The sequence below is a fragment of the Paenibacillus ginsengihumi DSM 21568 genome (assembly GCF_000380965.1).
Lineage (GTDB): Bacteria > Bacillota > Bacilli > Paenibacillales > NBRC-103111 > Paenibacillus_G > Paenibacillus_G ginsengihumi.
The window spans coordinates 39661-63056 of sequence record NZ_KB905567.1 but is presented as its reverse complement, the minus strand read 5'-3'; the positions used below and the strand labels follow the sequence as shown (position 1 = coordinate 63056).

Genomic DNA, 23396 nt, shown 5'->3' with positions numbered 1-23396 from the left:
TCGATCCGGAAGACATCTCCTTGATTTTAGGGATGTCTTCTTTTCTAGATGATGTAGAAAGCATCTGCAAAAATGCTCAAAAAAGCTAATGCTTCTTGTTCTATAGACCGATATTAGACTTAGATACCATGTCAGATGGAGGGGTTGGCATGAACACAAATGGGCCTAATGTCAACGGGGGAGGGGGGGAATGGAGCTCGCAGGTGGAGACCAGCACCAGGAGCAAAGCACTCGCGAAGGAATTTCAGCAATCGGTTACGCTGATTCCTCCCACCATTAATAACGAGCATCAATTGCGGCGGGCGGAATTGCAGGGAGAACACTTTTCGATCAGTGACGAGCAGCTTGTGAAGGCCATCGAGCGAGCCATTAAAGCAATCCAGGGGCCGTATACTTCCTTGGAGTTTTCGGTCCATGAGAAGACCAAACAAATCATGGTGAAAGTGCTGGATAAGGAATCCGGTGATGTGATCAGGGAAATTCCCCCGGAAAAAAATCTCGATTTGGTAGCCAAAATCTGGGATATGGCGGGAATTCTTGTCGATGAGCGTCGGTGATATAGAGCTGCTCCGCAAATGAAAAAGATATGGTTGGAGGTGCCTTATGGTACAACGAGTTTCAGGATTGGTGTCGGGGATCGATACAGATGCCCTTATCCAAAAAATGGTTCAGGCAGCCAAAGCCCCTGTGGACAAAATATGGCAGCAGCGGAAGACAGTCGAGTGGCAGCGGCAAGCATTGCTGGACATGAATACGAAGCTGTACGATTTTCGTAACAATAAGGTGTTTAATTTTAAACTCGAAAGCAATTTAGGGGCCAAAAAAGTCGAACTGCGCGGATACGCCGATGCGGTGAGCGCAAGAGCCAAGGGCGACGCGGTTCCGGGGACGATGAGCATTAAGGTGAAGAGCTTGGCTAAGGCGGCCAGCATTCAGAGCGATACGGTGATGACGGTCAAGCCGGGAGACAAGATCAATGTCACCGAGGAGATTACCATTAACGGTTACAAGGTTCAAGTTAACGCAGAGGACACGTTGAAGGATGTTTTGGCGAAAATCACTAAAGAAACGAATGTGACGGCTTTCTATGATGAAGTAGCACAAAAAGTGGCGCTTACCTCCAAGGAAACCGGCAAAGTTAACGGGAACCCGGATGGCAGCGGTAAACGAACGGGCGACACCATCACGTTCTCCGGCACTCTGTTTGCAGATGTTCTCAAGATCGAAGCGGGAAAGCAGGAGCAAAAAGCAGAGGATGCCCAACTGGAGATCAACGGAGTGGAGACGACCCGCACAAGCAATACATTTACCGTGAACGGCATCGAAGTGACTTTGAATCAAGTAAGTCCCAAAACCGCTGATAATAATGATTACATTGCTACAACGCTTACGACCAAAACGGATACGGATAAAATTGTCGAATCGATCAAAGCGTTCATCAATGACTACAATGAGATGCTGAAAACGCTCCAGGATAAAGTGAGCGAGAAGCGATTCCGGGATTTCCCGCCGCTCACAGAAGAGCAGAGAAAGGAAATGTCCGACAAAGAAATCGAGCTGTGGGAAGAAAAAGCCAAGAGCGGACTGCTCAAGAACGATACGATGTTATCTCAGTTAATATCGGACATGCGTCTTGCCATGATCTCCCCGGTCGATAACGGCTCCAAATACAATACGATTAGCGCCATCGGCATTGAAACGGGGGAATATACCGAGAACGGCAAGCTCTACCTTAAAGATGAAGCAAAGCTTAGAAAAGCGATCGAGGAAGACCCTCAAGCCATCGTAGATTTGTTCACAGCCAACGGAAACGGCGATGACGATGATTCCGATGTAGGGATTGGCGAACGGTTGTACGCTTCTTTGGAGCAGACGATGAAAAGCATCACCCAAAAAGTAGGTACGGTCGCCACGCTGCATGACGATAGCTTGATGGGCAAACAAATGAGAAGCCTTGCCGAGCGCATCGATGCCGGCAACCGCCGCGTCCAGCAGCTTGAACAGCGCTACTATCGCCAATTTACAGCGATGGAGCAAGCAATCCAGCGTTTGAACGCGCAATCGGCACAGCTGTTAAGCGCATTTGGCGGCAATGGCCAATAATCGATGGACGGATTCCAGGGGAGGATGACGATGATTACGAGCCAACAGCGAAACAAGTACTTGGAAACAACGGTCCAGACGGCAACTCCGGCCCAGCTGCTGATCATGCTTTATGACGGAGCGATCCGTTTTTGCCGGCAAGGAATTGAAGCGATCAAGCAGAAAAATTATGAAGAAGCCAACAAGAGCTTGACCCGCGTTCAGGAAATCATCAGCGAATTCGTGATCACATTGGATAAAAATTCGGCCATAGCCGAAAATTTGCTGCGCCTGTACGAGTACTTTAACTTCCGCTTAATCGAGGCGAACGTCCAGAAGAAGGCGGAGTCTGCCGAGGAAGTGCTCGGTTATTTGCTGCAATTGAAGGAAACGTGGATTCAGGCGGCGCGGACAGGCAGTGAATCGCATGCAAAGCTTGGATAAGATCGCTCGCGAACTCGGAGCGTTGACGGAGAGCTTCGTCGCGAGGCTCCCGGAAGCAACGGCCGAAGACGTCGAAGCGTTCATTGCGGACAGGCAGCAGTGGGTCGAGGCATGGGTGCAGCATCCGGCGACAACCGAAGAACGCCGGCCTTATCGCTTATCGATGGAGCGCATTTTACAATACGACCGCATCATTCAGGCCAGGTGCGAGGAATTGCGGCAGGAAGCCCAAAGCGGAATGAATAAGGTGGCGGCCAGCCGTATTCAACGGAACGGATATGAAATGAGCTATGCCATGGACAGCGCCTTTGTGGACAAACGTAAATGATCCAAGTCCCCTTCTGCGAGGGGGCTTTTTCTTTACCCGTGAACGAGAGAACTCGCCCTAAACGGTTATCCACTTCCCTTGTGGACAATGTGGATAACTTTGTTGATAACTTTGAGGAAATTGTCGAAAAAACCCGATGTAACAAGGACAAGCCGTTGTGCATATTATTTTAAACGATTGTTAATAATCGAATTTTCGAAATATTTTGCGAACAACGCTGACTTTCGTTGACATTGGGTTAGGCTGAGTGGTATAGTCAAAATGTGGGGGGCAAGACTCACAGTTACTTGATAACGAAGGGAATGTATTTTGCATGCAAGGTAAAGTAAAATGGTTCAATGCTGAAAAAGGGTATGGCTTTATCGAGCGCGAAGACGGCGGCGACGTATTCGTACATTTCTCCGCGATCCAGGCTGAAGGCTTCAAGACGCTGGAAGAAGGCCAAGCGGTAGAATTCGATATCGTGGAAGGCGCTCGCGGTCCGCAAGCAGCAAACGTAACGAAGCTCTAATCGTCCGGCTGTCTGCAGCCTTGGAAGAATAGATGGTTATCGTTCGGTTCCATGAATCAGCAAACGACGACACCCTGGGAGCATGCTCCGGGGTGTCTTTTTATTGGCAGGACAAGGCGGCCGATCTCTTCTATAGATGTGTAAAAAATGTGTAAAAAATTTTTGAATTTTCCGTCAATTGTTTGAAGGATTCTTTAAGGGGCATCCCGAATATAGTATAATGTAGTCAAGAAGGGAGGAGTACTGAATGAAATTCAACATTAGAGGACAGAACATCCAACTGACTGCAGCTCTGAAAGATTATGCGGAGAAAAAATTAGGCAGGCTGGAAAGGTACTTTGAGGCTCCCCTTACTTCCGAAGTGTATGTCACCTTGAGCGTCATTAAGGGCATGCAAACCGTCGAGGTCACGATCCCGATGCAGGGCCTGATGCTGAGGGCCGAAGAAAGACATACCGACATGTACGCATCCATCGATCTGGTCGTCGATAAGCTGGAACGCCAAATCCGCAAGCATAAGACGCGCGCCAACCGCAAGCTTCGTCAGAAGGGCGGGCTGAAGGACCTGTTCCGGATGGACAACGGGGCCGCCGCGGCATTGGAGCAGGAGGAGGATTTCGAGCTCGTACGGACGAAGAGCTTCGATCTGAAGCCGATGGACGTGGAGGAAGCGATTCTGCAGATGAATATGATCGGACATAATTTCTTCGTATTCGCCAATTCAGATACCTCCCAAGTGAACGTCGTTTACAAGCGCAATGACGGAAAATACGGCTTGATCGAGCCGACTTCCTAAAGCCCTGCAGAATGTCTTATTAATATGGTACAAAAGCGAGAGCTTGCCTGTCCGGCAAGCTCTTTTTTGGCATGTCAGGGAAATGCAGTCGTTTGTTGCGGTCATTGTCGCAAACTGTTACAATTTAGGCTAAGGTATTTCGTTCGAACAGGTAGAAAGGGGATTAGCGGGTATGCTAGGTCTCGTTAAAAAGATTTTTGGCGATTCGAATGAGCGTGAGCTTAAGCGCATGTGGAAAGCGGTAGAACATATTAATTCGCTTGAGCCGGACATCGAGAAATTGTCCGATCAAGCGCTTCGTCATAAAACGGTCGAGTTCCGCGAACGTCTCGAGAAAGGCGAGGATCTGGACGACCTGCTTCCGGAAGCATTCGCCGTTGTGCGGGAAGCGAGCAAGCGCGTGCTGGGCAAACGCCATTATGACGTCCAGCTGATCGGCGGCATGGTACTGCACGAAGGCCGGATCGCGGAGATGCGCACAGGGGAAGGGAAGACGCTGGTCGGCACGCTTCCGGTTTATTTGAACGCGCTGGCGGGCAAGGGCGTGCACGTAGTCACGGTCAACGATTACTTGGCGCAGCGCGATAGCGCGGAGATGGGCAAAATATACGAGTTTCTCGGCATGACCGTCGGCGTCAACCTGGCGCAAATGTCGCACGAAGCGAAGCAGGAAGCCTACCGCGCCGACATTACGTACGGAACGAACAATGAATTCGGCTTTGACTATTTGCGCGACAATATGGTCGTGTATAAAGAGCAAATGGTGCAGCGTCCGCTACATTTTGCCGTAATCGACGAGGTGGACTCCATCTTGATCGACGAAGCGAGGACGCCGCTTATTATTTCCGGACAAGCCACCAAATCGACCGAGCTGTATAAGGTTGCGGATCATTTTGTGAGCCGTCTGAAGGAAGAAGAGGATTACACCATCGACGTGAAGATGCGGTCGGTGGCGCTGACCGAAGCCGGCGTCGCGAAGGCGGAAGCCGCATTCCATATCGAGAACCTGTTCGATCACGAGAACGTGACGCTGAACCACCATATTCAGCAGGCGCTGAAGGCGCACGCCATTATGAAGCGGGATGTGGACTACGTCGTGCAGGACGGCGAAATTCTCATCGTCGACGAGTTCACGGGACGGCTGATGGTCGGCCGCCGCTACAGCGAAGGACTGCATCAGGCGATCGAAGCGAAGGAAAAGCTGCAGGTGCAGAACGAATCGATGACGCTGGCAACGATTACGCTGCAGAACTACTTCCGGATGTACCGCAAACTGGCCGGCATGACCGGCACAGCCAAGACGGAAGAGGAGGAGTTCAAGAAAATCTACGGCCTGGACGTCATCGTCGTTCCGACGAACAAACCGATGATCCGGCAAGATTTGCCCGATGTCGTATACAAATCGATCGGCAGCAAATTCCGCGCGGTCGTAAACGAGATCGTCGAGCGGCATAAGAAGGGTCAGCCGGTGCTCGTCGGTACGGTATCGATCGAGAACTCCGAACGCCTGTCCGATATGCTGAAGAAGAAAGGCATTCCGCACAAGGTATTGAACGCGAAGTATCACGCCGAAGAAGCGGAGATTATATCCCGCGCGGGGCAGCGCGGAGCGGTGACGATCGCGACCAACATGGCCGGACGCGGTACGGACATTATGCTGGGCGAAGGGGTCGCGGAACTCGGCGGGCTGCATATTATAGGTACGGAGCGGCATGAGAGCCGCCGGATCGATAACCAGCTGCGCGGCCGTGCCGGCCGGCAAGGGGACCCGGGCTCGTCGCAATTCTATCTTTCCCTTGAGGACGAATTGATGCGCCGTTTCGGGGCCGAGAACATCATGGGCATGATGGACCGTCTCGGCTTCGAAGAGGATCAGGAGATCGAGAGCAAGCTCATTACCAAAGCGATCGAATCGGCCCAGAAGCGGGTGGAAGGCAACAACTTTGACGTGCGGAAGATCGTCCTGCAGTACGACGACGTGATGAACCAGCAGCGGGAGATCATTTACAAGCAGCGCAAAGAGGTTATCGAGTCGGAGAACATCCGCGATATCGTGCTTGGCATGATTTTGCCGGTTGTGGAACGGATTGTGACGGCTCACTGTCCGGACGATCTCGTACCGGAAGAATGGGATTTGCAGGCGATCGTCGATTACGCCAACCGCACGTTCCTGCGCGACGGCCAATTGACTGTCGAAGAGATCGAGCGCAAGGAAAAGGACGAGATCATCAATTATCTCCAGGATCTGGTCCGGAACCTGTACGAAGAGCGCGAGAAGCAGATTGGCGAGCCGTTCATGCGGGAATTCGAGAAGGTCGTGCTGCTGCGGGCCGTCGATTCCAAATGGATGGATCATATCGATGCGATGGATCAGCTTCGCCAAGGCATTCACCTTCGCGCATACGGCGGTACCGATCCGCTTCGCGAATATCAGTTCGAGGGCTATGAGATGTTCCAGGAGATGGTTCAGAGCATCCAGGAAGAAGTGGCCACTTATGTCATGAGGGCGCATGTGGAAACCAATCTCGTTCGCGAATCGGTAACGGATAATCAGGCGATTACCACCAACGGCGAACCGGCGCCGAAGCGGCCGGTGCAAGCCAAGGAGCAGATCGGCCGCAACGATCTGTGCCCGTGCGGCAGCGGCAAGAAGTATAAGCTATGCCACGGCGGTCAAGGGTAATAATTGTTCAATCTGAAAATATATCGACGAGGTGTATAAGACATGTTGGATCCAGAAGTAAAGCGCGATTTGCAAGAAACGGCCAAGCGTTTGGCTGAGCTTAGGGGGTCTCTTTGACTTAGATCTGAAGCTGGAGCAGATTGCGGATTTCGACGAGAAAATGGCGGCTCCCGATTTCTGGGACGACAATGAACGGGCCCAGAAGGTGATTGCCGAAGCCAATGCGGTCAAGAGCGTCGTCGACCAATTCCAAAGTCTGCAATCGGAGTACGACGATCTCGAGGTGATGGTCGAGCTCATGCAGGAGGAGCAGGATGAGAGCATGTCCGGCGAGATCGCAGGCGGCATCAAAGCGCTCGTCTCGAAGCTCGAATCCTTCGAGCTGCAGCTGCTGCTCAACCAGCCGTACGACCGGCTCAACGCCATTCTGGAGCTGCACCCGGGCGCTGGCGGCACCGAGTCCCAGGACTGGGCCGAAATGCTGCTGCGCATGTACCGCCGCTGGGCAGAGCAGCATGATTATAAAGTCGAGGTGCTCGACTACTTGCCGGGCGACGAAGCCGGAGTCAAGAGCGTTACCCTCTCGATCAAAGGCTACAACGCTTACGGTTATTTGAAGGCGGAGAAGGGCGTGCACCGCTTGGTGCGCATCTCCCCGTTCGACGCCTCGGGCCGCAGACATACGTCGTTCGTCTCGTGCGACGTCATGCCGGAGATTGACGACGATGTGGAGATCGAGATCCGCACCGAGGATCTGAAGATCGATACTTACCGTTCCAGCGGCGCCGGCGGCCAGCACATCAATACGACCGATTCGGCCGTGCGGATTACCCACATTCCGACCGGCGTCGTCGTCAGCTGTCAGACGGAGCGTTCCCAGATCAAAAACCGGGAGCGTGCGATGAAGATGCTCCGCTCCAAGCTCTACGAGAGGAAGATCGAGGAACAGCAGAAGCATCTGGCCGAAATCCGCGGCGAAGTATCCGATATCGCTTGGGGGAACCAGATTCGCTCTTACGTCTTCCATCCATACAGCATGGTGAAGGATCATCGCACGAACGCCGAGACGGGCAACATCAGCGCTGTGATGGACGGAGATCTGGATATGTTTATCGATGCCTATTTGAGAGCCCAGGTAGCCAAACCTGCGCAGAACAAGGAAGCCTGATTCGTCCGCTCGCGTCGCCGCCCAAATAATTTCAAGGCGCTAAGCTCATCCTACATTTGACGGTGTTGTACGGACCCGGCAAGTGTAGGATTTTTTTGTGGGAGAGGCGGATGGATGATGAAGGAAGCGGCGCTCGGCAAGCGACGAGGCAAGGCGGCGGCAAGGCGCGGGACGACTGCCAGAGGAAGCGGGAGAAAGGCAGGGAGTAATGCGGCAATCGAGTATGGACTGCTTCTGCTCGGTTCGCTGCTTGTGGCGATCAGCTTCAATATATTCCTCAACCCGAACGAGGTGGCGTCCGGAGGCGTGTCCGGCATCAGCATTATTGTCCGGCAGCTGCTGGGGATTGAACCGGCCGTTACCCAATGGGCGCTGAATATACCGCTGTTTATCGCCGGAACGTGGCTGCTTGGCAAACATTTCGGCATCAAGACGCTGATCGGCTCGATCGTATTGCCGCTGTTCGTATGGTTCACGCGCGGACTGCCGCCATTGACGGACAACTTGCTGCTGGCGAGTATTTACGGGGGAATGCTGATCGGCCTCGGGCTCGGCCTCGTTTTTCGCGGGAGAGGATCGACCGGCGGACTGGACTTGGCCGCGCAAATCGTCCATAAATACACGGGAATCAGCCTTGGCTTATGCGTCGCCATGCTTGACGGGATGGTCATCTTGACGGCGGCATTCGTGTTCTCGCCGGAGAAGGCGCTGTTCGCGCTGATCGGGTTGTTCGTCACGAGCAAGACGATCAATATCGTCCAGCTCGGAATGGCCTATTCGAAGGTGGCTTTTATTATATCGGATCGGGCCGAGGCGATTCGCGAGGTCATTTTGTACGAGCTGGACCGCGGCTTGACGTCGCTGCGCGCCACCGGCGGCTTCACCGGCGAAGACCGGACAGTGCTGATGGTCGTCGTAGGGCAAACGGAAGTCAGCCGGTTAAAAGACTTGGTGCGGCGCACCGATCCCGGAGCGTTCGTCATCCTGAGCGATACGAACGAGGTGCTGGGCGAAGGCTTCAAGCGATACGGAACCGCATAAAAGCGCATCGCGCGCCGATTCGTCGCCTCATGTGCCGGGAGAGGGCCAGCATGAACGCCGGAGCTCAGAGACCGGCTAAAAAAAGATTGAATTCAAGCCGCGTTTTAGGTACATTCAAGACGACGGCATTTATCAAGATGAAGCAGTGAATCGGGCGGCTGGCCGGCGGCCCTTGAGACAGCGCGGCGACAGACTGCGGGGCCGGTTCCGAAGCAGCGCCCGGGCGGCGGGAATATCGGAAATATTCGGACAGGCCAGGACGGCCTGGGGAAAAATCCATTGAATTAATATACCGTCAGATGTATAATAATGCATAGTTTCATGTGGAGGGACGGCTATGTCTACGAAAATAAGAGCGGCCATTATCGGCTCAACGGGCTACGGCGGGGTGGAGTTGATCCGCCTTCTGCTGACGCATCCGCAGGTGGAGATTGCATCTGTCGTATCTTCATCCAGCGCAGGGGCGCCGATCGCCGCAGGTTTTCCGCATTTGAATCAGATCGTTACGGACCGCCTGGATGGGGTCGATGTCGGCCTGCTGAAGGAGAAGGCAGATGTCGTATTTTTGGCGACGCCTCACGGCGTCAGCGCCGAGATGGCGCCGAAGCTGCTCGATGCCGGTCTGAAGGTGATCGATCTGTCCGGCGATTTCCGGTTAAGCAGCGGAGAGGTATACGAACAATGGTATAAGCATAAGCCGGCTGATGCCGCCTATTTGAATAAAGCCGTATACGGGCTCGCCGAGGTATTCGGAGATGAAGTGCGAGGACGCGATTTTATCTCCAACCCCGGCTGCTATCCGACCGCAACGCTGCTCGGCCTGGTGCCGATGCTGGCGAGCGGCTGGGCCGATCCGAAATCGATCATCGTCGATGCCAAATCGGGTGTATCCGGTGCGGGACGGGGACTCAGCCTGACGAGCCATTATGCGGAGATCAACGAGAACTTTAAGGCTTACAAGGTCAACAAGCACCAGCATACGCCGGAAATCGAGCAGGTGCTTAGCCGGGTAGCGGGGCAGGATGTGGTCGTGACGTTCACCACGCATCTGGTGCCGATGACGCGCGGCATCCTGTGCACGATGTATATGAATCTGCAGGAAGCCCGCAGCGAGGAAGAGATTTGGGGCGCTTACCGCTCGTACTATGAAGGACGCCGCTTCGTGCGGATTCGCGAGCGCGGCGTCTATCCGGCGACGAAGGAAGTGTACGGCTCCAACTATTGCGACATCGGTCTCTCTCTCGATGAGAGAACCGGCCGTCTGACGGTGATTTCGGTCATCGACAATCTGGTTAAGGGCGCCGCCGGGCAAGCGGTGCAAAATTTGAATCTGATGATGGGCTGGGATGAAGCGGCAGGGCTGGCCTTCAGCCCGGTGTATCCCTGATTATGCGAGCGGAAGGAACGGGTGAGGTTGACGATGACGGCCTTGGGGAATGAAGGGTATGTAGTAGTGGAGGGCGGTTCGGTAACGACGCCAGCGGGATTTCGGGCCGGCGGCTTGCACTGCGGCTTGAAAAAGACGGAGCGGCACGATCTCGGCGTCATCGTCTGCGACGTTCCGGCCCAGGCGGCGGGCGTATATACGCTGAACCAATTCCAGGCAGCGCCGCTGGCCGTGACGAAGGAAAGCATCGGCGCGGAAGGCAAGCTGCAGGTTATGCTAGTTAACAGCGGCAACGCCAACGCCTGCACGGGAAAGCAGGGAGAGGACGACGCGCGGGCGATGCGGGCTGCGGCGGCGCGCGCTTTCGGAGTAGCAGAGCATTATGTCGGCGTCACCTCGACGGGCGTCATCGGCGAGCTGCTCCCGATGGAGAAGGTGCTCTCCGGCATCGAGCGGCTGCCGGCCGAGGTGAGCAGCGAAGGCGGGGATGACTTCTGCCAGGCGATTTTGACGACAGACCTGGTCAAGAAGGAAGTATGCGTCCGTCTGAATGTGAACGGCCGCCCCGTACATATCGCCGGCGCAGCCAAAGGTTCGGGGATGATTCACCCGAACATGGCGACGATGCTCGGCTTTATGACGACGGATGCCGATATCGAGAGCTCCGTGCTGCAAGGGCTGCTGAACGAAGTAACCGACTCGACGTTCAATATGATCACTGTCGATGGCGATACGAGCACCAACGATATGGTCGTCGCGATGGCCAGCGGCTTGGCCGGCAGCGGCCGTCTGACGCCCGAGCATGCGGACTGGGGCTCCTTCCGCGCGGCGTTCGCGTATGTGGCCGAATATTTGGCCAAGGCGATCGCCCGGGACGGGGAAGGCGCCACCAAGCTGATCGAGGTGACGGTAGCCGGCGCGGCGTCGCGCGAAGCGGCGAGGGCCATCGCCAAGACGGTGATCGGCTCGAGCTTGGTCAAGTCGGCCTGCTTCGGCGCCGATGCGAACTGGGGGCGGATTATTGCCGCCGTCGGCCGCGCGGGTCATCCGGTGCAAACGGAGACGGTCGATATCCGGCTAGGCGACATCGTTACGCTGCAGCAGTCCCGGCCGGTCCGCTTCGACGAAGATCAGGCGGCGGCGTACTTGAAGGGCGACTTCGTGCAGATTCATATCGACCTTCATATGGGCGAGGAGACTGCCACTGCCTGGGGATGCGACCTGACGTATGATTATGTGCGCATTAATGCGGCTTACCGGACGTAAGACACAGGGCGGTTAGGCGGCAACAGGCCCGCCGGCCGCCATCCGGTCGAAATGTGAGAAATTGGGGCAAAGGGGACGCGGGCGAACGATGAATGGCCAATGTTTTGTGATGAAATGCGGCGGCAGCACGCTGGCGGCGCTGCCGGATGCGTTCTTCGACGATCTGAAGCGGCTGCAGGATGAAGGAACGATTCCGGTGATCGTTCACGGGGGAGGGCCTGCTATCTCGGACACGCTCGCCAAGCTCGGCATCGAGACGGAATTCGTGAATGGGCTGCGAAAGACGAACGAAGCGGTGCTGGATGTGGTAGAGATGGTGCTGGCCGGGCAGATCAACAAGGAGATCGTCCGAAAAATTCAGCGGAGCGGCGCCCGGGCCATCGGCTTGTCCGGCATCGACGGCCGGCTGATCGTAGCGGAGCCGGTAGCCAATGCGCATGAGGTCGGCCTCGTAGGGGATGTATCCCGCGTGAACGCCGAGCTGGTGCAGGGCGTCGTCGATATGGGCTATATCCCGGTCATTGCTCCGGTGGGCATTGACGCCGGCGGCTCTCAGCGCTACAACATTAACGCCGATACGGCGGCGGGAGCGGTAGCCTCGCAGATCGGCGTCGAACGAATGATCGTCGTGACCGACGTGCCGGGCATTTTGAAGACGGTGGACGGCCGGAAGACCGTGCTGCCTTCCGTGACCGTTAACGATATCGAACGGATGATCGCTAGCGGCGAAATTTACGGAGGCATGATTCCGAAGGTTCGCGCAGCGATCCAATGCATTCAGGGCCGTGTCCGCGAAGTCGTCATTGTCGACGGCGCGGAGCCGGGGGTGCTGAGCAAGGCGATCAAGGGGGCCGGCATCGGCACCCGGATTATCAAGGAACCATCATCGAACATATAAGGGAGTGAATGGCATGGGAGAGTCCGGCAACGCTTTGTTTCCGACATACGCGCGGTATCCGCTTCGCTTTGTGAAAGGGGAGGGCAGCCGGCTGTGGGACGACAGCGGCAAGGAATATCTGGATCTGATGTGCGGACTGGCCGTTACTAATCTTGGCCACGCGCCGAAGCGGGTCGCCGAGAAGCTGAAGCAGCAGGTCGACACGCTGTGGCATACGAGCAACCTGTTTCACATCCCCGATCAGGAGAAGCTGGCGCAGCTGCTGGTCCGCAACAGCTGCGCGGACGCCGTCTTTTTCTGCAACAGCGGCGCAGAAGCGAATGAAGCGGCCATCAAGCTGGCGCGCAGGTATTATAAGCAGGTCTTGAATCAACCCGAACGTTATGAAATTATTACCTTCCACATGTCGTTCCACGGGCGGACGCTCGCTACGTTGACGGCCACGGGCCAGGACAAAGTGAAGGATGGCTTTGCGCCGCTGCCCGAAGGCTTCGTCTATGCTCCGTACAACGATGCGGAAGCGCTGGAGCAGGCGATCGGACCGAAAACATGCGCTATTATGCTGGAGATGGTTCAAGGCGAGGGCGGCGTCAATCCGGCCGATCCGGCATTCGTTGCCAAAGCGAGAGAGCTGTGCGACCGGCACGGCCTGCTCCTCATCGTCGACGAAATTCAGACAGGCATGGGACGGACCGGCAAGCTGTTCGCTTACGAGCATTACGGCATCGAGCCGGACATCTTCACCTTGGCCAAAGGGCTTGGCAGCGGCATTCCGATCGGCGCGATGCTCGGCAAGGAGAAGCTGCGCGCCGCCTTCGGGGCGGGGAGTCACGGCTCGACGTTCGGAGGCAATTACTTGTCCGCGGCGGCGGGCATAGCGACGCTGGAGATTATGCTGGAGGAGAAGGTGGCGGAGCGCGCGGCGGAGCTGGGCAATTACATCGTCGAATCGCTGCGCAGCCGCCTTGCAGACAATCCGCTCGTATCGCAGGTGCGCGGGCTCGGCCTGCTGCTCGGCATCGAATGCAAGCAGCCGGTTGCGGAGATGATCCGGCAGCTGCAGGAGCGGGGCGTGCTTGTCGTAGCGGCAGGCCTGAACGTCATCCGGCTTGCACCGAGCCTGCTGATTGCGAAGGAAGACGTCGACCGGGGATTGGAAGCAATCTGCGCCGTTCTGGCGCAGCAAGCCGCAACCGCGGTATAATATATTCGCAAAGCTGAAATATCGATGAACGGGGACAGACGGCAGAGGCAGCGCCGGAGCACAACGCGGCGCAGGATCTTTTTGCCGTCCTCCCTTATTTGAAAGGAGCCGGTTTCATGGCGCAGACGATGCAGGATATGGAGCTTCAGCTCAAAGGACGCGACTTTATCGGTTTGGTCGACTACACTCCCGAAGAAATTCGATATTTGATCGATTTGGCCATCGAACTGAAGAAGAAGCAGCAGGCAGGAGAGACGTACCAGCCGCTCAAAGGCAAGACGCTCGGGATGATTTTCGAGAAATCGTCGACGCGTACGCGCGTTTCCTTCGAGGTAGGCATGTTCCAATTGGGCGGACACGCGCTCTTCTTGAGCAAAAACGATATTCAACTGGGCCGCGGCGAAACGGTCTGGGATACGGCGCAGACGTTGTCGCGTTACTTGGACGGCATCATGATCCGCACATTCGCGCACCGGACGGTGATCGAGCTGGCCCGCGGAGCGACGGTGCCGGTCATCAACGGTCTGACCGATTTCTCCCATCCGTGCCAGGCGCTGGCCGATTATCAGACGATTTTGGAGAAAAAAGGCCGTCTGGAAGGGCTGAAGGTGGCGTTTATCGGAGACGGCAACAATATGGTACACTCATTGATGATGGGCGCTTCCAAGCTGGGAGTTCATTTCGCCGTGGCGACGCCGAAGGGCTACGAGCCGGACAGCGAAGTGATTCAATTGTCCACGGAGGCTGCCAAGCAGAACGGCTCGACGATCTATGTCGGTTACGATGTCAAAGAGGCGGTCGCCGATGCGGATGTCATATACACGGACGTCTGGGCCAGCATGGGTCAGGAAGCCGAGCAGCGGGAGCGGGAGATCGCATTTGCTGGCTATCAGGTGAACGAGGAGCTCGTCCGCTACGCGAAGAAAGATTATTTGTTCATGCACTGCCTGCCGGCTCACCGCGGCGAGGAAGTGTCCGAGGGCGTCATCGACGGACCGAATTCGATTATTTTCGATCAGGCCGAGAACCGGCTGCACGCCCAGAAAGCGATCATGGCCGCCATCATGTAGCCTTCAGCGGGCATGAGGCGGGTCGGCGCGATTCGAAGACAAGGAGAGGAACACCCAATGGCAAAGCAAAAAATCGTCCTGGCGTATTCGGGCGGTCTCGATACGTCCATCATTCTAAAATGGCTCAAGGAAACGTACGATGCCGAGATTATCGCTTTCACGGCGGATATCGGCCAGAAGGAGGAGCTGAACGGCCTGGAGGAAAAGGCACTGGCGACCGGCGCCTCCAAAATTTACATCGACGACCTGCGCGAGGAATTCGCCCGCGACTTTATCTTCCCGATGTTCCAGGCCGGCGCGCTGTATGAAGGACAGTACCTGCTCGGAACGAGCATCGCCCGCCCGCTGATCGCCAAGCGGATGGTGGACATCGCCCGGGCCGAAGGCGCTACGGCGATCGCACACGGCGCGACCGGCAAAGGCAACGACCAGGTGCGCTTCGAGCTGACGGCTGCCGCCCTCGCTCCGGAGATCAACGTGATTGCACCTTGGCGGCTCGATGAATTCCGCGAGCAGTTCCCGGGACGCGCGGAGATGATCGCCTACGCCGAGAAGCACGGCATTCCGGTGCAGGCGTCGGCCGCCAAGCCGTACTCGATGGACCGCAACCTGCTGCATATCAGCTTCGAGAGCGGCATGCTCGAGGATCCGTGGTTCGATGCGAGCGCTCCGTCCAACAAAGACATGTACGTGCTCAGCGTCGATCCGGAGGACGCTCCGGACCAAGCGGAATATGTCGAGCTCGAGTTCGAAAAGGGCGAGTGCGTCGGCGTGAACGGCGACCGCATGTCCCCGCTGCAGGTAATGGAGAAGCTGAACGAGCTCGGCGGCAAGCACGGCATCGGCCGTGTCGACATGGTCGAGAACCGCTTTGTCGGCATGAAGAGCCGCGGCGTATACGAGACGCCGGGCGGCACCATTCTGTTCACCGCTCACCGCAAGATGGAGTCGCTCACGATGGACCGCGAAGTGATGCATCTGCGCGATTCGCTCATTCCGCGTTACGCGTCGCTGGTCTACAACGGCTTCTGGTTCGCGCCGGAGCGTCTGGCGCTGCAGGCGCTTGTCACCGAGAGCCAGAAGAACGTAACCGGCACCGTGCGCCTCAAGCTCTACAAAGGCAACGTCATCGGCGCCGGCGTCAAAAGCCCGGTCAGCTTGTACAACCCGGACATTGCGACGATGGAAGCCGATCCGACGCAAGCGTACAATCAAGGGGACGCGACCGGCTTCATCCGTCTGAACGCGCTGCGTCTGCGCGTCGGCTCGGGCGTGCAGCAGAACGCGCAGCGATAAAGCTGCTGTATAGGAATGCCGAACGGGGGGCGTTCGGCCAAGGCAGGGTTTCCCTACACGGGGAAGCCCTTCTCGCCTGTTAGGACGAATGTAACGGACCAGCGAGATCGATGGTCATCTATCTGCCGCCTGACGACCTTTCACCGAGGATGAGTAAGAACCAGGCGCAGCAGCGGCATAGCCAAGGAATCCGGTTCGCTCTCTGCGCAGGTGCGTGGATTGAAACCCACGTGCGTCGTGGATTGAAACCCATATGCGTGGACTGAAACTAGGAGCGCGGATAGAAAGGAATGCGGGTCGCTCCTCTGGCGGGAGCGTGGACAGGAAGGGAATGCGTCGCTCCTCTGGCGGGAGCGTGGACAGGAAGGGAATGCGTCGCTCCTCTCGCAGGAGCGTGGACAGGAGGAGTCTATAACGTGTCAAAGCTTTGGGGTGGCAGATTTACGAAAAAAACGGATCAGCTCGTGGAGGAATATACAGCGTCGATCCTGTTCGACAAGGAGCTTGCGGAAGAGGACATTCAGGGCAGCCTGGCGCATGTGACGATGCTGGGCAAATGCGGCATTTTGTCCGCCGACGATGTGGACAAGATCAAGGACGGGCTGCACCACGTGCAGGGGATGATACGCCGCGGCGAGCTGGAGTACAACGTGTCCGACGAGGACATTCACATGAACATCGAGAAGGCGCTGATCGACGAGGTCGGCCCGGTCGGCGGCAAGCTTCATACCGGACGCAGCCGCAACGATCAGGTGGCAACGGACATGCATCTGTGGCTGCGCAAGCGGGTCGTCGAATTCGTCGGGCTGCTGGCCAAGCTGCAGGAAGCGCTGATTGGGCAGGCCAAAAACAACCTGGACACCATCGTGCCGGGATATACGCATCTGCAGCGGGCGCAGCCGATCCTGTTCGCCCATCACCTGATGGCGTACGTCGCCATGTTCCAGCGCGACATCGAACGGCTTCAGGACAGCTACAAGCGCATCAACGTGCTGCCGCTCGGCGCGGGGGCGCTGGCCGGAACGACGTTCCCGATCGACCGCCATTTTGTCGCTGAGCAGCTCGGATTCGACGGCGTGTACGAGAATTCGCTCGATGCGGTAAGCGACCGCGATTTCATCGTGGAGTTTCTCGCCAACGCCTCGCTGATCATGACGCATCTGTCGCGGCTTAGCGAGGAATTTGTGTTGTGGTCCAGCACCGAGTTCCATTTCATCGAGCTGGACGACGCGTTCTGCACAGGCAGCAGCATTATGCCGCAGAAGAAAAATCCCGACGTCGCCGAGCTGGTGCGCGGCAAGACCGGCCGCGTGTACGGCAATCTGATCGGCCTCCTCACCGTGCTGAAGTCGCTGCCGCTCGCCTATAACAAGGATATGCAGGAAGACAAAGAAGGCATGTTCGATACGGTGCGGACGCTGCAGGGCGCACTCCAGCTGTATGCGCCGATGGTCGCCACGATGAAGGTGAACAAGGACCGGATGCGCCAGGCCGTCAATCAGGACTTCTCTAACGCGACGGATATCGCCGATTACTTGGTGAACAAAGGACTGCCGTTCCGCCAAGCGCACGAAGTCATCGGCAAAACCGTGCTGTATTGCATCCAGAACGGCAAATTTTTGCTTGATCTCAAGCTGGAGGAATTCCATCAATTCTCGAAGCTGTTTGACAAGGATATCTATGAAGTGCTTCAGCCGGAGCATGTCGTCGACGCGCGCAACGTCTACGGCGGCACGGCGGCGCCGCAGGTTGCGGCTGCCATCGACCGGGCGGAAGCGAAGCTGCAGGAGACGAACGGCTGGTTCGAGGAGTATTTCGAAAAGAGCCGTTAACTGTCCCATATAGAGTCGTGAAAGAAGCCCCGCGCTGCCTCATGCAGCTGCGGGGCTTCTTTAGCATATCGCGGCAACCGAGCATCGCCGGCATTCGCGGTTGACGGATCGAGCTGCCGGCAATGGATCGCTCGCTTCGCCAGCCATCGCCTGGTGTCCAAGCTTCAGCCTAACGCTAGCCACAGAGCTTATTTCACTCGAAACGGTCGTTTTGCCATTCTAACGCTTGTGGGTGATCTTATTCCTCATTTTTGGCTGCCAGATTCAGCGGTTCAGGCCAAATAGCGCTGCTCAGTTTCGTTACATTTTAAAAAGGGTTCGATTCATCCAAATAGCGTTTGTCGCTAGCGTTAGAAATGATAATGTGGGCGAAACATACGGAAAATGTCGCATTTTTGGCAGGATTTGTAGAGCCTCATGCCCTGGGGAGGGGCCGCGTTAACGCGGAGCTCGCAGCGCTAACGCGAAGTTTCGGGGCCGCCGGCTGAGTATCTCCTGCAGTTATCGAACCTTGGCGGCTCCGCCTTCGGCGTGACGTTGTCATGAAAGGTATGACGCCGTTAACGGAAAGTCGGTCCTTTCAGGCCGTCCTCCACGAGCGGCTTGCTCGGGGAAGGCGGGGGCTGATCGGAGCGGCCGTCCTTCCCGTCGCCGACATTGCTGGCCATTATGGTCGGCTGGGCGGCGTAGGTGTCGCGGGAGATGAGCTCAGTCGCCACGCGGACTCCGTTTTGCTTTTTGTGGCGGTACGTTTCGACGACATACCCGGGCTTGCCCCGGGTGATGAGCTGCTGCTTGCCTTGGGGCAGCTTCGGATTTCTGACGTATTTGACGGGCGGCTGCAGCGTTTCCAGCGTCTTCGACTCGATCTCGTACGCAACGTCCTGCGGCGCTTGGCCGAACAGCTTCACTGTCAGCTTCGTATCGTCGGCGTAGGTGCGGATCAGCAAGTGATGCTCCGTGCTGTTGCGGAACTTGAAATTGATGTGACCGCTGGCGAACGTCGCATCCAGCCCTAGCGGCACATAGCTGACCGGCAGCGAGTGATTGCGCCGCTCGACGACGGCGAGTCCGGCGCGCAGCACGGCATTGTACAAGGTGGAGGACACCTGGCAGATGCCGCCGCCGATGCCCGGAACGAGCTTGCCGTTCAGGATGACGGGCGCTTCCCGGAAGCCGAAGCGCTTCTCTGTCTGCTCGATGAAGGTTGCGTAGTCGAACAATTCGCCGGGCTTCAGCACGACATCCTGAATGGAAGCCGCGGTAGACTTCACGTTATGCAGCCGTCCGGCGGAGCCTGAGGCGGGTAGCGCGCTGGGCGGATAGCGGGTCGTATACTCCGCCAGCTTGCGTTCGATGCCTTGCGCTTTCAGTGTCTCTACAGTAACCGGGGGCTGCACCAGCCGCAGCGGCACGGCGACTGCGATCACCCCGCCGTCGGCGTCAGCGTCGGCCGTGTCGGAGCTGCCGGAGCTGGCAGCCTGAACCGCTTCGCCGGCGGGCGAGCCGCCATCCGGGCCGGCTTCGCCCCGGCCGAGCGGCAACCCGGCCGTCCACTCCATGGTCCCCCACCCCGGCAGCAGCCGCTCCAGCTCGCGCAGCAGCGCGGCTTCGTCGATCCGCACGGCAGGCACCTCGGGGATATAGCGAATGGTGTCGTTGGCTTCGACGACCCGCCGCGCATCGACCGGCTCCCGGGCGTACAGCGGCGCGAAAGCTTCGCGCAGCGCGGCGGCGAGCTTCGCCTCGGCGAAGCGGGCCGGCGGCGTCCAGTCGGCGCCGCGCTGTCCCCAGCGGTATATCGCCCGGCGGAGCGGCGAGCCTTCGCGCAGCGGAGCGAGCTTGGACAGCAGCTCCTGGCTCGCCAATTCGAGCCCGAGCTGTTCCAGCGTTCGCTCCGCGGTCAGCGTCTGCGGGGCGGCGGCCGGCCCGCTGACGCTTGCGGGAGCGGCGCTCAGCCGGACGCGCTCAGCCATCAGCAGCCGCTGCTTGGCGGCCAGCTGCCGCTCGAACTCGTCGATCGGCAGGCCGCCGACCGCCCAGTCGCCGACGGTGATCCCGGCCGGCAGCGTCGGCCTCGTCCCGTACCAGGCGACGGACAGCATGGCCGCTGCCGCCATGACAAGCGCTAACGCCGCCGCACGAACCCATCGGATATGTAGCTGTGGCATGGCCGAAACTCCTTTTCCGAGTAAGCTTGCGCTTTTTTCCATATATATGCGGTTTGGACGCGCATATGCAGGTTTGTCCGGAAACCGGCGAAATGTGAAAACTGTGTAGAAATTGACGGATCGATAAAGGAATTTCTTTCTTTATGTCGAAGTTATAAAGGCTAAGTCGCAGCATGCGCCTTTGCACGCGTCCCTTGCGCTGCAGTTCGCCAACATGCGACGAAGGACGGCGAAGGCGGCGGAAAATGTCGGAAATCGGTATGTCAGGCGGCAAGCACCGCTTCGATCCAAGGCTTTTTTCAACGACGATTCAGGATGTGATAATGTGATCGAAATGCAGGACGTGTGGAAGACATATGCCGACGGCACACATGCGCTGAGAGGAATCAGCGTCAAGGTAGACCGCAATGAATTCGTATATGTCGTGGGCCCGTCCGGAGCCGGCAAATCAACGTTTATGAAGCTTATGTACCGAGAGGAGCGCCCGACCAAGGGCAGCATCTTTGTGAACGGATTTAATCTGGAAAAGCTCAGGCAGCGCAAAATCCCCTATGTGCGCCGCAATATCGGCGTCATATTTCAAGATTACCGGCTGCTTCCGAAGCTGACGGTGTTCGAGAACGTCGCTTTTGCCATGGAGGTCATCGAGGCTCCGAAGAAGATCATCCGCAAGCGGGTGATGGAAGTGTTGGAGCTGGTCCGCCTGCAGGATAAGATCCATTCCTTGCCGACGCAGCTGTCCGGCGGTGAGCAGCAGCGGGTCGCCATTGCCAGAGCCATCGTCAACAATCCGTCCGTCATCGTGGCGGACGAGCCGACCGGCAATCTGGACCCGGATACGTCGTGGGAGATCATGAAGCTGATGGAAGAGATCAACTTCCGGGGCACGACGATCGTCATGGCGACGCACAACAAAGAAATCGTCAACACGATGCGCAAAAGAGTGCTGGCCATCGAGCAGGGGCAGATCACGCGCGACGAATGGAGAGGGGATTACGGCTATGAGGATTAGCACGGGAATCCGCCATCTCCGGGAAGGCAGCAAGAGCGTTATCCGCAACGGCTGGATGTCCTTTGCCTCCATCAGCTCCATTATGATTTCGCTGTTTATCCTCGGCGTCTTTCTGCTGTTGTCGCTGAATGTGAACTACCTGGCGCAGCAGATCGAGAATCAGGTGGAGATTCGCGTCTATCTGGAGCTGGGTACGACGGAAGAGATGATCGCGCAGCTGAATGGCGAGATTGCCGCCATTCCGAACGTCAAGAAGGTGCAGTTCGTCTCCAAGGAAGAGGGGCTCGTCTATTTGCGCGAGAAGCTTGGGGAGAGCGGACATGACCTGCTGGAAGGTTTCGACGGGGACAACAACCCCTTGAACGATTCGTTCACGATCGAAGTCACGGAGCCGAGAGAGGTGGCGGCCGTCGCCCAGAAGATCGGCCAGCTCAATGACGGCAAAGATCCGAAGCCGATCTATCGGGTCAGTTATGGGCAAGGAACGGTCGAGTCGATGTTCAAGGCGACGGCCATCGTGCGCAATGTCGCCTTGGTGCTTGTCGCCGGGCTGGCGCTGACGGCGATGTTCCTGATCGCCAACACCATCAAGCTGACGATCATCGCGCGCCGCAGGGAAATTTCCATCATGAAGCTCGTCGGAGCGACCAATTCATTCATTCGCTGGCCGTTCTTCATCGAAGGGGCGCTGCTGGGCATTTTCGGGTCCATCGTCCCCGTTGCGGTGCTGCTGTACGGCTACTGGCAGCTCATGCGGTCGATTCAGATCGACCTGAACCTGATGCTCATCCAGCTGCTGCCGTTCGAGGCCATCGGACTGAAGGTCGGCGGACTTTTGATCGGAATCGGCGTCATCATCGGAATTTGGGGAAGCGTGCTTTCCGTGCGCAAATTTTTGCGAGTCTGACTGTCGTTCATGCCGTTTGATTGTATAGCCACGAGCCTAGAGGAGGAACCACGTGTTGAAAAAGTCTGTTTTGCCCGTTGTATTGACCGCAGTTCTCCTGGCGACGCTGCTTGTGCCGCAGCAGGGACTGGCGCTCAGCGAATCGCAGCGAATCCAGCAGGAGCTAAGCCGGCTGAAAAATTCGGAAGCCCAGCTGAAGAAGAAGAACGCCCAGACCGAGCAGGAGCTTAACCGCATACAACAAGAAAAGCAGCAAGTGACGAACGATATCAACACGATCCTGCAGCAAATCGACACGACGAACCAAAAGCTGACTCAGCTGAATGAGCAGATCGAGAGCGAAACCGCCAATCTGGAGCAAAACGCCATTCAGCTGGAGGAAGCGGAGGAGCGGGTCGCTGCCCGCGATCAGCTGCTGCGCTCCAGAATTCGTCTGATGTACATGAACGGCGTCGTGTCCTACGCCGACGTGTTGTTCAGCTCGACGAGCTTCAGCGACTTCCTGGACCGCCTGAATGCGCTCAAGTCGATCGTTGGACAAGACAAGAAGATTTTGGAAGACAACAAGAAGGACCGCAATCTGATTGCGGAGAAGCGGGTGCAGATCGAACAGCAGCTCGAGCTGGTGAAGAATCTGTACGCCCAGACCTCCGCGATTAAGCAAGAGCTGCTGGTGAAGGAGAAGGAGAAGGAAGTCAAGATCGCCAGCCTCTCCGAACAGGAGAAGCAGCTGGAGCTTCTCAGCGAGGAAGAGGACAAGCAGTTGATGAAGCTCGCCCGCGAAACCGCGGCGGCGCAGCAGCGGCTTCGCGCGGCGAAGCAGGCGGAGGCGGCCCAAGCGGCCCGGGCGAGCGGCAAGGGCAGCAGCTCCGCTCAGCCGACAGTAGCCTTCAGCGGCGGGAAATTCGCTTACCCGCTGCCGAAAGTCGTCAATATGTCATCGGATTTCGGCAAACGTCGCGATCCTTTCACAGGCAAGACGTCAAGCCATTCCGGCATCGACCTGCCTTCGCCGGCGGGCACGGACATTTTGGCCGCGGAGGACGGATATGTGATTTTGGCCCAGTGGTGGAGCGGATACGGCAACGCCGTCATTATCGACCACGGCAACAATGTTTGGACGTTATACGGACATATCCGCAACGACGGCATCAAAGTGAAGAAAGGCGATTACGTGAAGCGGGGCCAGAAGATCGCGGAGGTCGGTTCCACAGGACGCTCCACTGGCAACCATCTTCACTTCGAAGTGCGCGTTAATGAAACTCCCGTCGATCCGAAGCCGTATCTCCGCTAAACTGCC

At 57.1% G+C, this 23396-nt stretch carries 20 protein-coding genes; 19 read left to right on the top strand and 1 reads right to left on the bottom strand.

What is annotated here, in order from left to right:
• The first annotated feature begins 149 nt into the window (after positions 1-149).
• The 16 genes from F591_RS0112210 to argH all read left to right on the top strand — a co-directional run bounded on the left by F591_RS0112210 (position 150) and on the right by argH (position 18006).
• Positions 150-557, top strand: coding sequence for a flagellar protein FlaG (locus F591_RS0112210; RefSeq protein ID WP_019534887.1), 408 nt, complete (start codon positions 150-152; stop codon positions 555-557).
• 46 nt (positions 558-603) lie between these two features.
• Positions 604-2103, top strand: a complete 1500-nt coding sequence (gene fliD, locus F591_RS0112205; RefSeq protein WP_026326561.1) for a flagellar filament capping protein FliD — start codon at positions 604-606, stop codon at positions 2101-2103.
• Between the two features lie 30 nt (positions 2104-2133).
• Entirely contained in the window at positions 2134-2526 is a 393-nt protein-coding gene (fliS, locus tag F591_RS0112200) for a flagellar export chaperone FliS (protein WP_019534885.1), read from the top strand.
• Positions 2510-2854, top strand: a complete 345-nt coding sequence (gene fliT / locus F591_RS0112195; RefSeq protein ID WP_019534884.1) for a flagellar protein FliT — start codon at positions 2510-2512, stop codon at positions 2852-2854. Before fliS ends, fliT begins: the two co-directional genes overlap by 17 nt.
• 313 nt (positions 2855-3167) lie before the next feature.
• Positions 3168-3365 (top strand): cold shock domain-containing protein, encoded by a 198-nt coding sequence (locus tag F591_RS0112190; protein WP_019534883.1) that lies wholly within the window; start codon positions 3168-3170, stop codon positions 3363-3365.
• 247 nt (positions 3366-3612) lie between these two features.
• Positions 3613-4161 carry a ribosome hibernation-promoting factor, HPF/YfiA family gene (hpf, locus tag F591_RS0112185; protein WP_019534882.1) on the top strand — a complete coding sequence of 183 codons (549 nt, stop codon included), beginning with the start codon at positions 3613-3615 and terminating at the stop codon, positions 4159-4161.
• Between the two features lie 172 nt (positions 4162-4333).
• Positions 4334-6844, top strand: a complete 2511-nt coding sequence (secA, locus tag F591_RS0112180; RefSeq protein WP_019534881.1) for a preprotein translocase subunit SecA — start codon at positions 4334-4336, stop codon at positions 6842-6844.
• Between the two features lie 42 nt (positions 6845-6886).
• A protein-coding gene (gene prfB / locus F591_RS0112175; RefSeq protein ID WP_156829539.1) for a peptide chain release factor 2 occupies positions 6887-8012 on the top strand; the annotation gives its coding sequence in 2 pieces (ribosomal slippage) (positions 6887-6958 and positions 6960-8012; 1125 coding nt in all).
• A gap of 114 nt (positions 8013-8126) precedes the next feature.
• Positions 8127-9053, top strand: a complete 927-nt coding sequence (locus F591_RS0112170; RefSeq protein ID WP_019534879.1) for a YitT family protein — start codon at positions 8127-8129, stop codon at positions 9051-9053.
• Between the two features lie 337 nt (positions 9054-9390).
• Positions 9391-10440: an N-acetyl-gamma-glutamyl-phosphate reductase gene (argC, locus tag F591_RS0112165; protein WP_019534878.1), complete on the top strand. Its 1050-nt coding sequence runs from the start codon at positions 9391-9393 to the stop codon at positions 10438-10440.
• 33 nt (positions 10441-10473) lie between these two features.
• The gene (gene argJ / locus F591_RS0112160; protein ID WP_040741588.1) at positions 10474-11706 is read left to right on the top strand and encodes a bifunctional glutamate N-acetyltransferase/amino-acid acetyltransferase ArgJ; all 1233 of its coding nucleotides are present in this window, start codon (positions 10474-10476) and stop codon (positions 11704-11706) included.
• 88 nt (positions 11707-11794) lie between these two features.
• Positions 11795-12604: an acetylglutamate kinase gene (gene argB, locus F591_RS0112155; RefSeq protein WP_019534876.1), complete on the top strand. Its 810-nt coding sequence runs from the start codon at positions 11795-11797 to the stop codon at positions 12602-12604.
• A 13-nt stretch (positions 12605-12617) separates the two neighbouring features.
• Positions 12618-13808: an acetylornithine transaminase gene (locus F591_RS0112150; RefSeq protein WP_019534875.1), complete on the top strand. Its 1191-nt coding sequence runs from the start codon at positions 12618-12620 to the stop codon at positions 13806-13808.
• A gap of 116 nt (positions 13809-13924) precedes the next feature.
• Positions 13925-14878 carry an ornithine carbamoyltransferase gene (argF, locus tag F591_RS0112145; RefSeq protein ID WP_019534874.1) on the top strand — a complete coding sequence of 318 codons (954 nt, stop codon included), beginning with the start codon at positions 13925-13927 and terminating at the stop codon, positions 14876-14878.
• Between the two features lie 57 nt (positions 14879-14935).
• Positions 14936-16174, top strand: coding sequence for an argininosuccinate synthase (locus tag F591_RS0112140; RefSeq protein ID WP_019534873.1), 1239 nt, complete (start codon positions 14936-14938; stop codon positions 16172-16174).
• Between the two features lie 416 nt (positions 16175-16590).
• Positions 16591-18006: an argininosuccinate lyase gene (gene argH / locus F591_RS0112135; protein ID WP_019534872.1), complete on the top strand. Its 1416-nt coding sequence runs from the start codon at positions 16591-16593 to the stop codon at positions 18004-18006.
• A gap of 560 nt (positions 18007-18566) precedes the next feature.
• Here the strand turns inward: argH and F591_RS0112130 are convergent.
• Entirely contained in the window at positions 18567-20177 is a 1611-nt protein-coding gene (locus F591_RS0112130; RefSeq protein ID WP_019534871.1) for a VanW family protein, read from the bottom strand.
• Positions 20178-20502: 325 nt separating this feature from the next.
• Between F591_RS0112130 and ftsE the strand changes: the two genes are divergently transcribed.
• From ftsE to F591_RS0112110, 3 genes are read left to right on the top strand one after another with little or no spacing between them, the layout of a single operon-like run.
• Complete coding sequence (gene ftsE / locus F591_RS0112120; RefSeq protein WP_019534870.1) at positions 20503-21189, top strand: cell division ATP-binding protein FtsE; 687 nt, start codon at positions 20503-20505, stop codon at positions 21187-21189.
• The gene (gene ftsX, locus F591_RS0112115) at positions 21179-22096 is read left to right on the top strand and encodes a permease-like cell division protein FtsX (protein WP_019534869.1); all 918 of its coding nucleotides are present in this window, start codon (positions 21179-21181) and stop codon (positions 22094-22096) included. Before ftsE ends, ftsX begins: the two co-directional genes overlap by 11 nt.
• Positions 22097-22148: 52 nt before the next feature.
• Positions 22149-23390 (top strand): murein hydrolase activator EnvC family protein, encoded by a 1242-nt coding sequence (locus F591_RS0112110; RefSeq protein WP_245581030.1) that lies wholly within the window; start codon positions 22149-22151, stop codon positions 23388-23390.
• The last annotated feature ends 6 nt before the right edge of the window (positions 23391-23396 follow it).

Coding starts and splice junctions, on each gene's coding strand:
- F591_RS0112210 (WP_019534887.1), top strand. CDS start 150: ATGAACACAAATGGGCCTAATGTCAACGGGGGAGGGGGGGAATGGAGC.
- fliD (WP_026326561.1), top strand. CDS start 604: ATGGTACAACGAGTTTCAGGATTGGTGTCGGGGATCGATACAGATGCC.
- fliS (WP_019534885.1), top strand. CDS start 2,134: ATGATTACGAGCCAACAGCGAAACAAGTACTTGGAAACAACGGTCCAG.
- fliT (WP_019534884.1), top strand. CDS start 2,510: ATGCAAAGCTTGGATAAGATCGCTCGCGAACTCGGAGCGTTGACGGAG.
- F591_RS0112190 (WP_019534883.1), top strand. CDS start 3,168: ATGCAAGGTAAAGTAAAATGGTTCAATGCTGAAAAAGGGTATGGCTTT.
- hpf (WP_019534882.1), top strand. CDS start 3,613: ATGAAATTCAACATTAGAGGACAGAACATCCAACTGACTGCAGCTCTG.
- secA (WP_019534881.1), top strand. CDS start 4,334: ATGCTAGGTCTCGTTAAAAAGATTTTTGGCGATTCGAATGAGCGTGAG.
- F591_RS0112170 (WP_019534879.1), top strand. CDS start 8,127: ATGATGAAGGAAGCGGCGCTCGGCAAGCGACGAGGCAAGGCGGCGGCA.
- argC (WP_019534878.1), top strand. CDS start 9,391: ATGTCTACGAAAATAAGAGCGGCCATTATCGGCTCAACGGGCTACGGC.
- argJ (WP_040741588.1), top strand. CDS start 10,474: ATGACGGCCTTGGGGAATGAAGGGTATGTAGTAGTGGAGGGCGGTTCG.
- argB (WP_019534876.1), top strand. CDS start 11,795: ATGAATGGCCAATGTTTTGTGATGAAATGCGGCGGCAGCACGCTGGCG.
- F591_RS0112150 (WP_019534875.1), top strand. CDS start 12,618: ATGGGAGAGTCCGGCAACGCTTTGTTTCCGACATACGCGCGGTATCCG.
- argF (WP_019534874.1), top strand. CDS start 13,925: ATGGCGCAGACGATGCAGGATATGGAGCTTCAGCTCAAAGGACGCGAC.
- F591_RS0112140 (WP_019534873.1), top strand. CDS start 14,936: ATGGCAAAGCAAAAAATCGTCCTGGCGTATTCGGGCGGTCTCGATACG.
- F591_RS0112130 (WP_019534871.1), bottom strand. CDS start 20,177: ATGCCACAGCTACATATCCGATGGGTTCGTGCGGCGGCGTTAGCGCTT.
- ftsX (WP_019534869.1), top strand. CDS start 21,179: ATGAGGATTAGCACGGGAATCCGCCATCTCCGGGAAGGCAGCAAGAGC.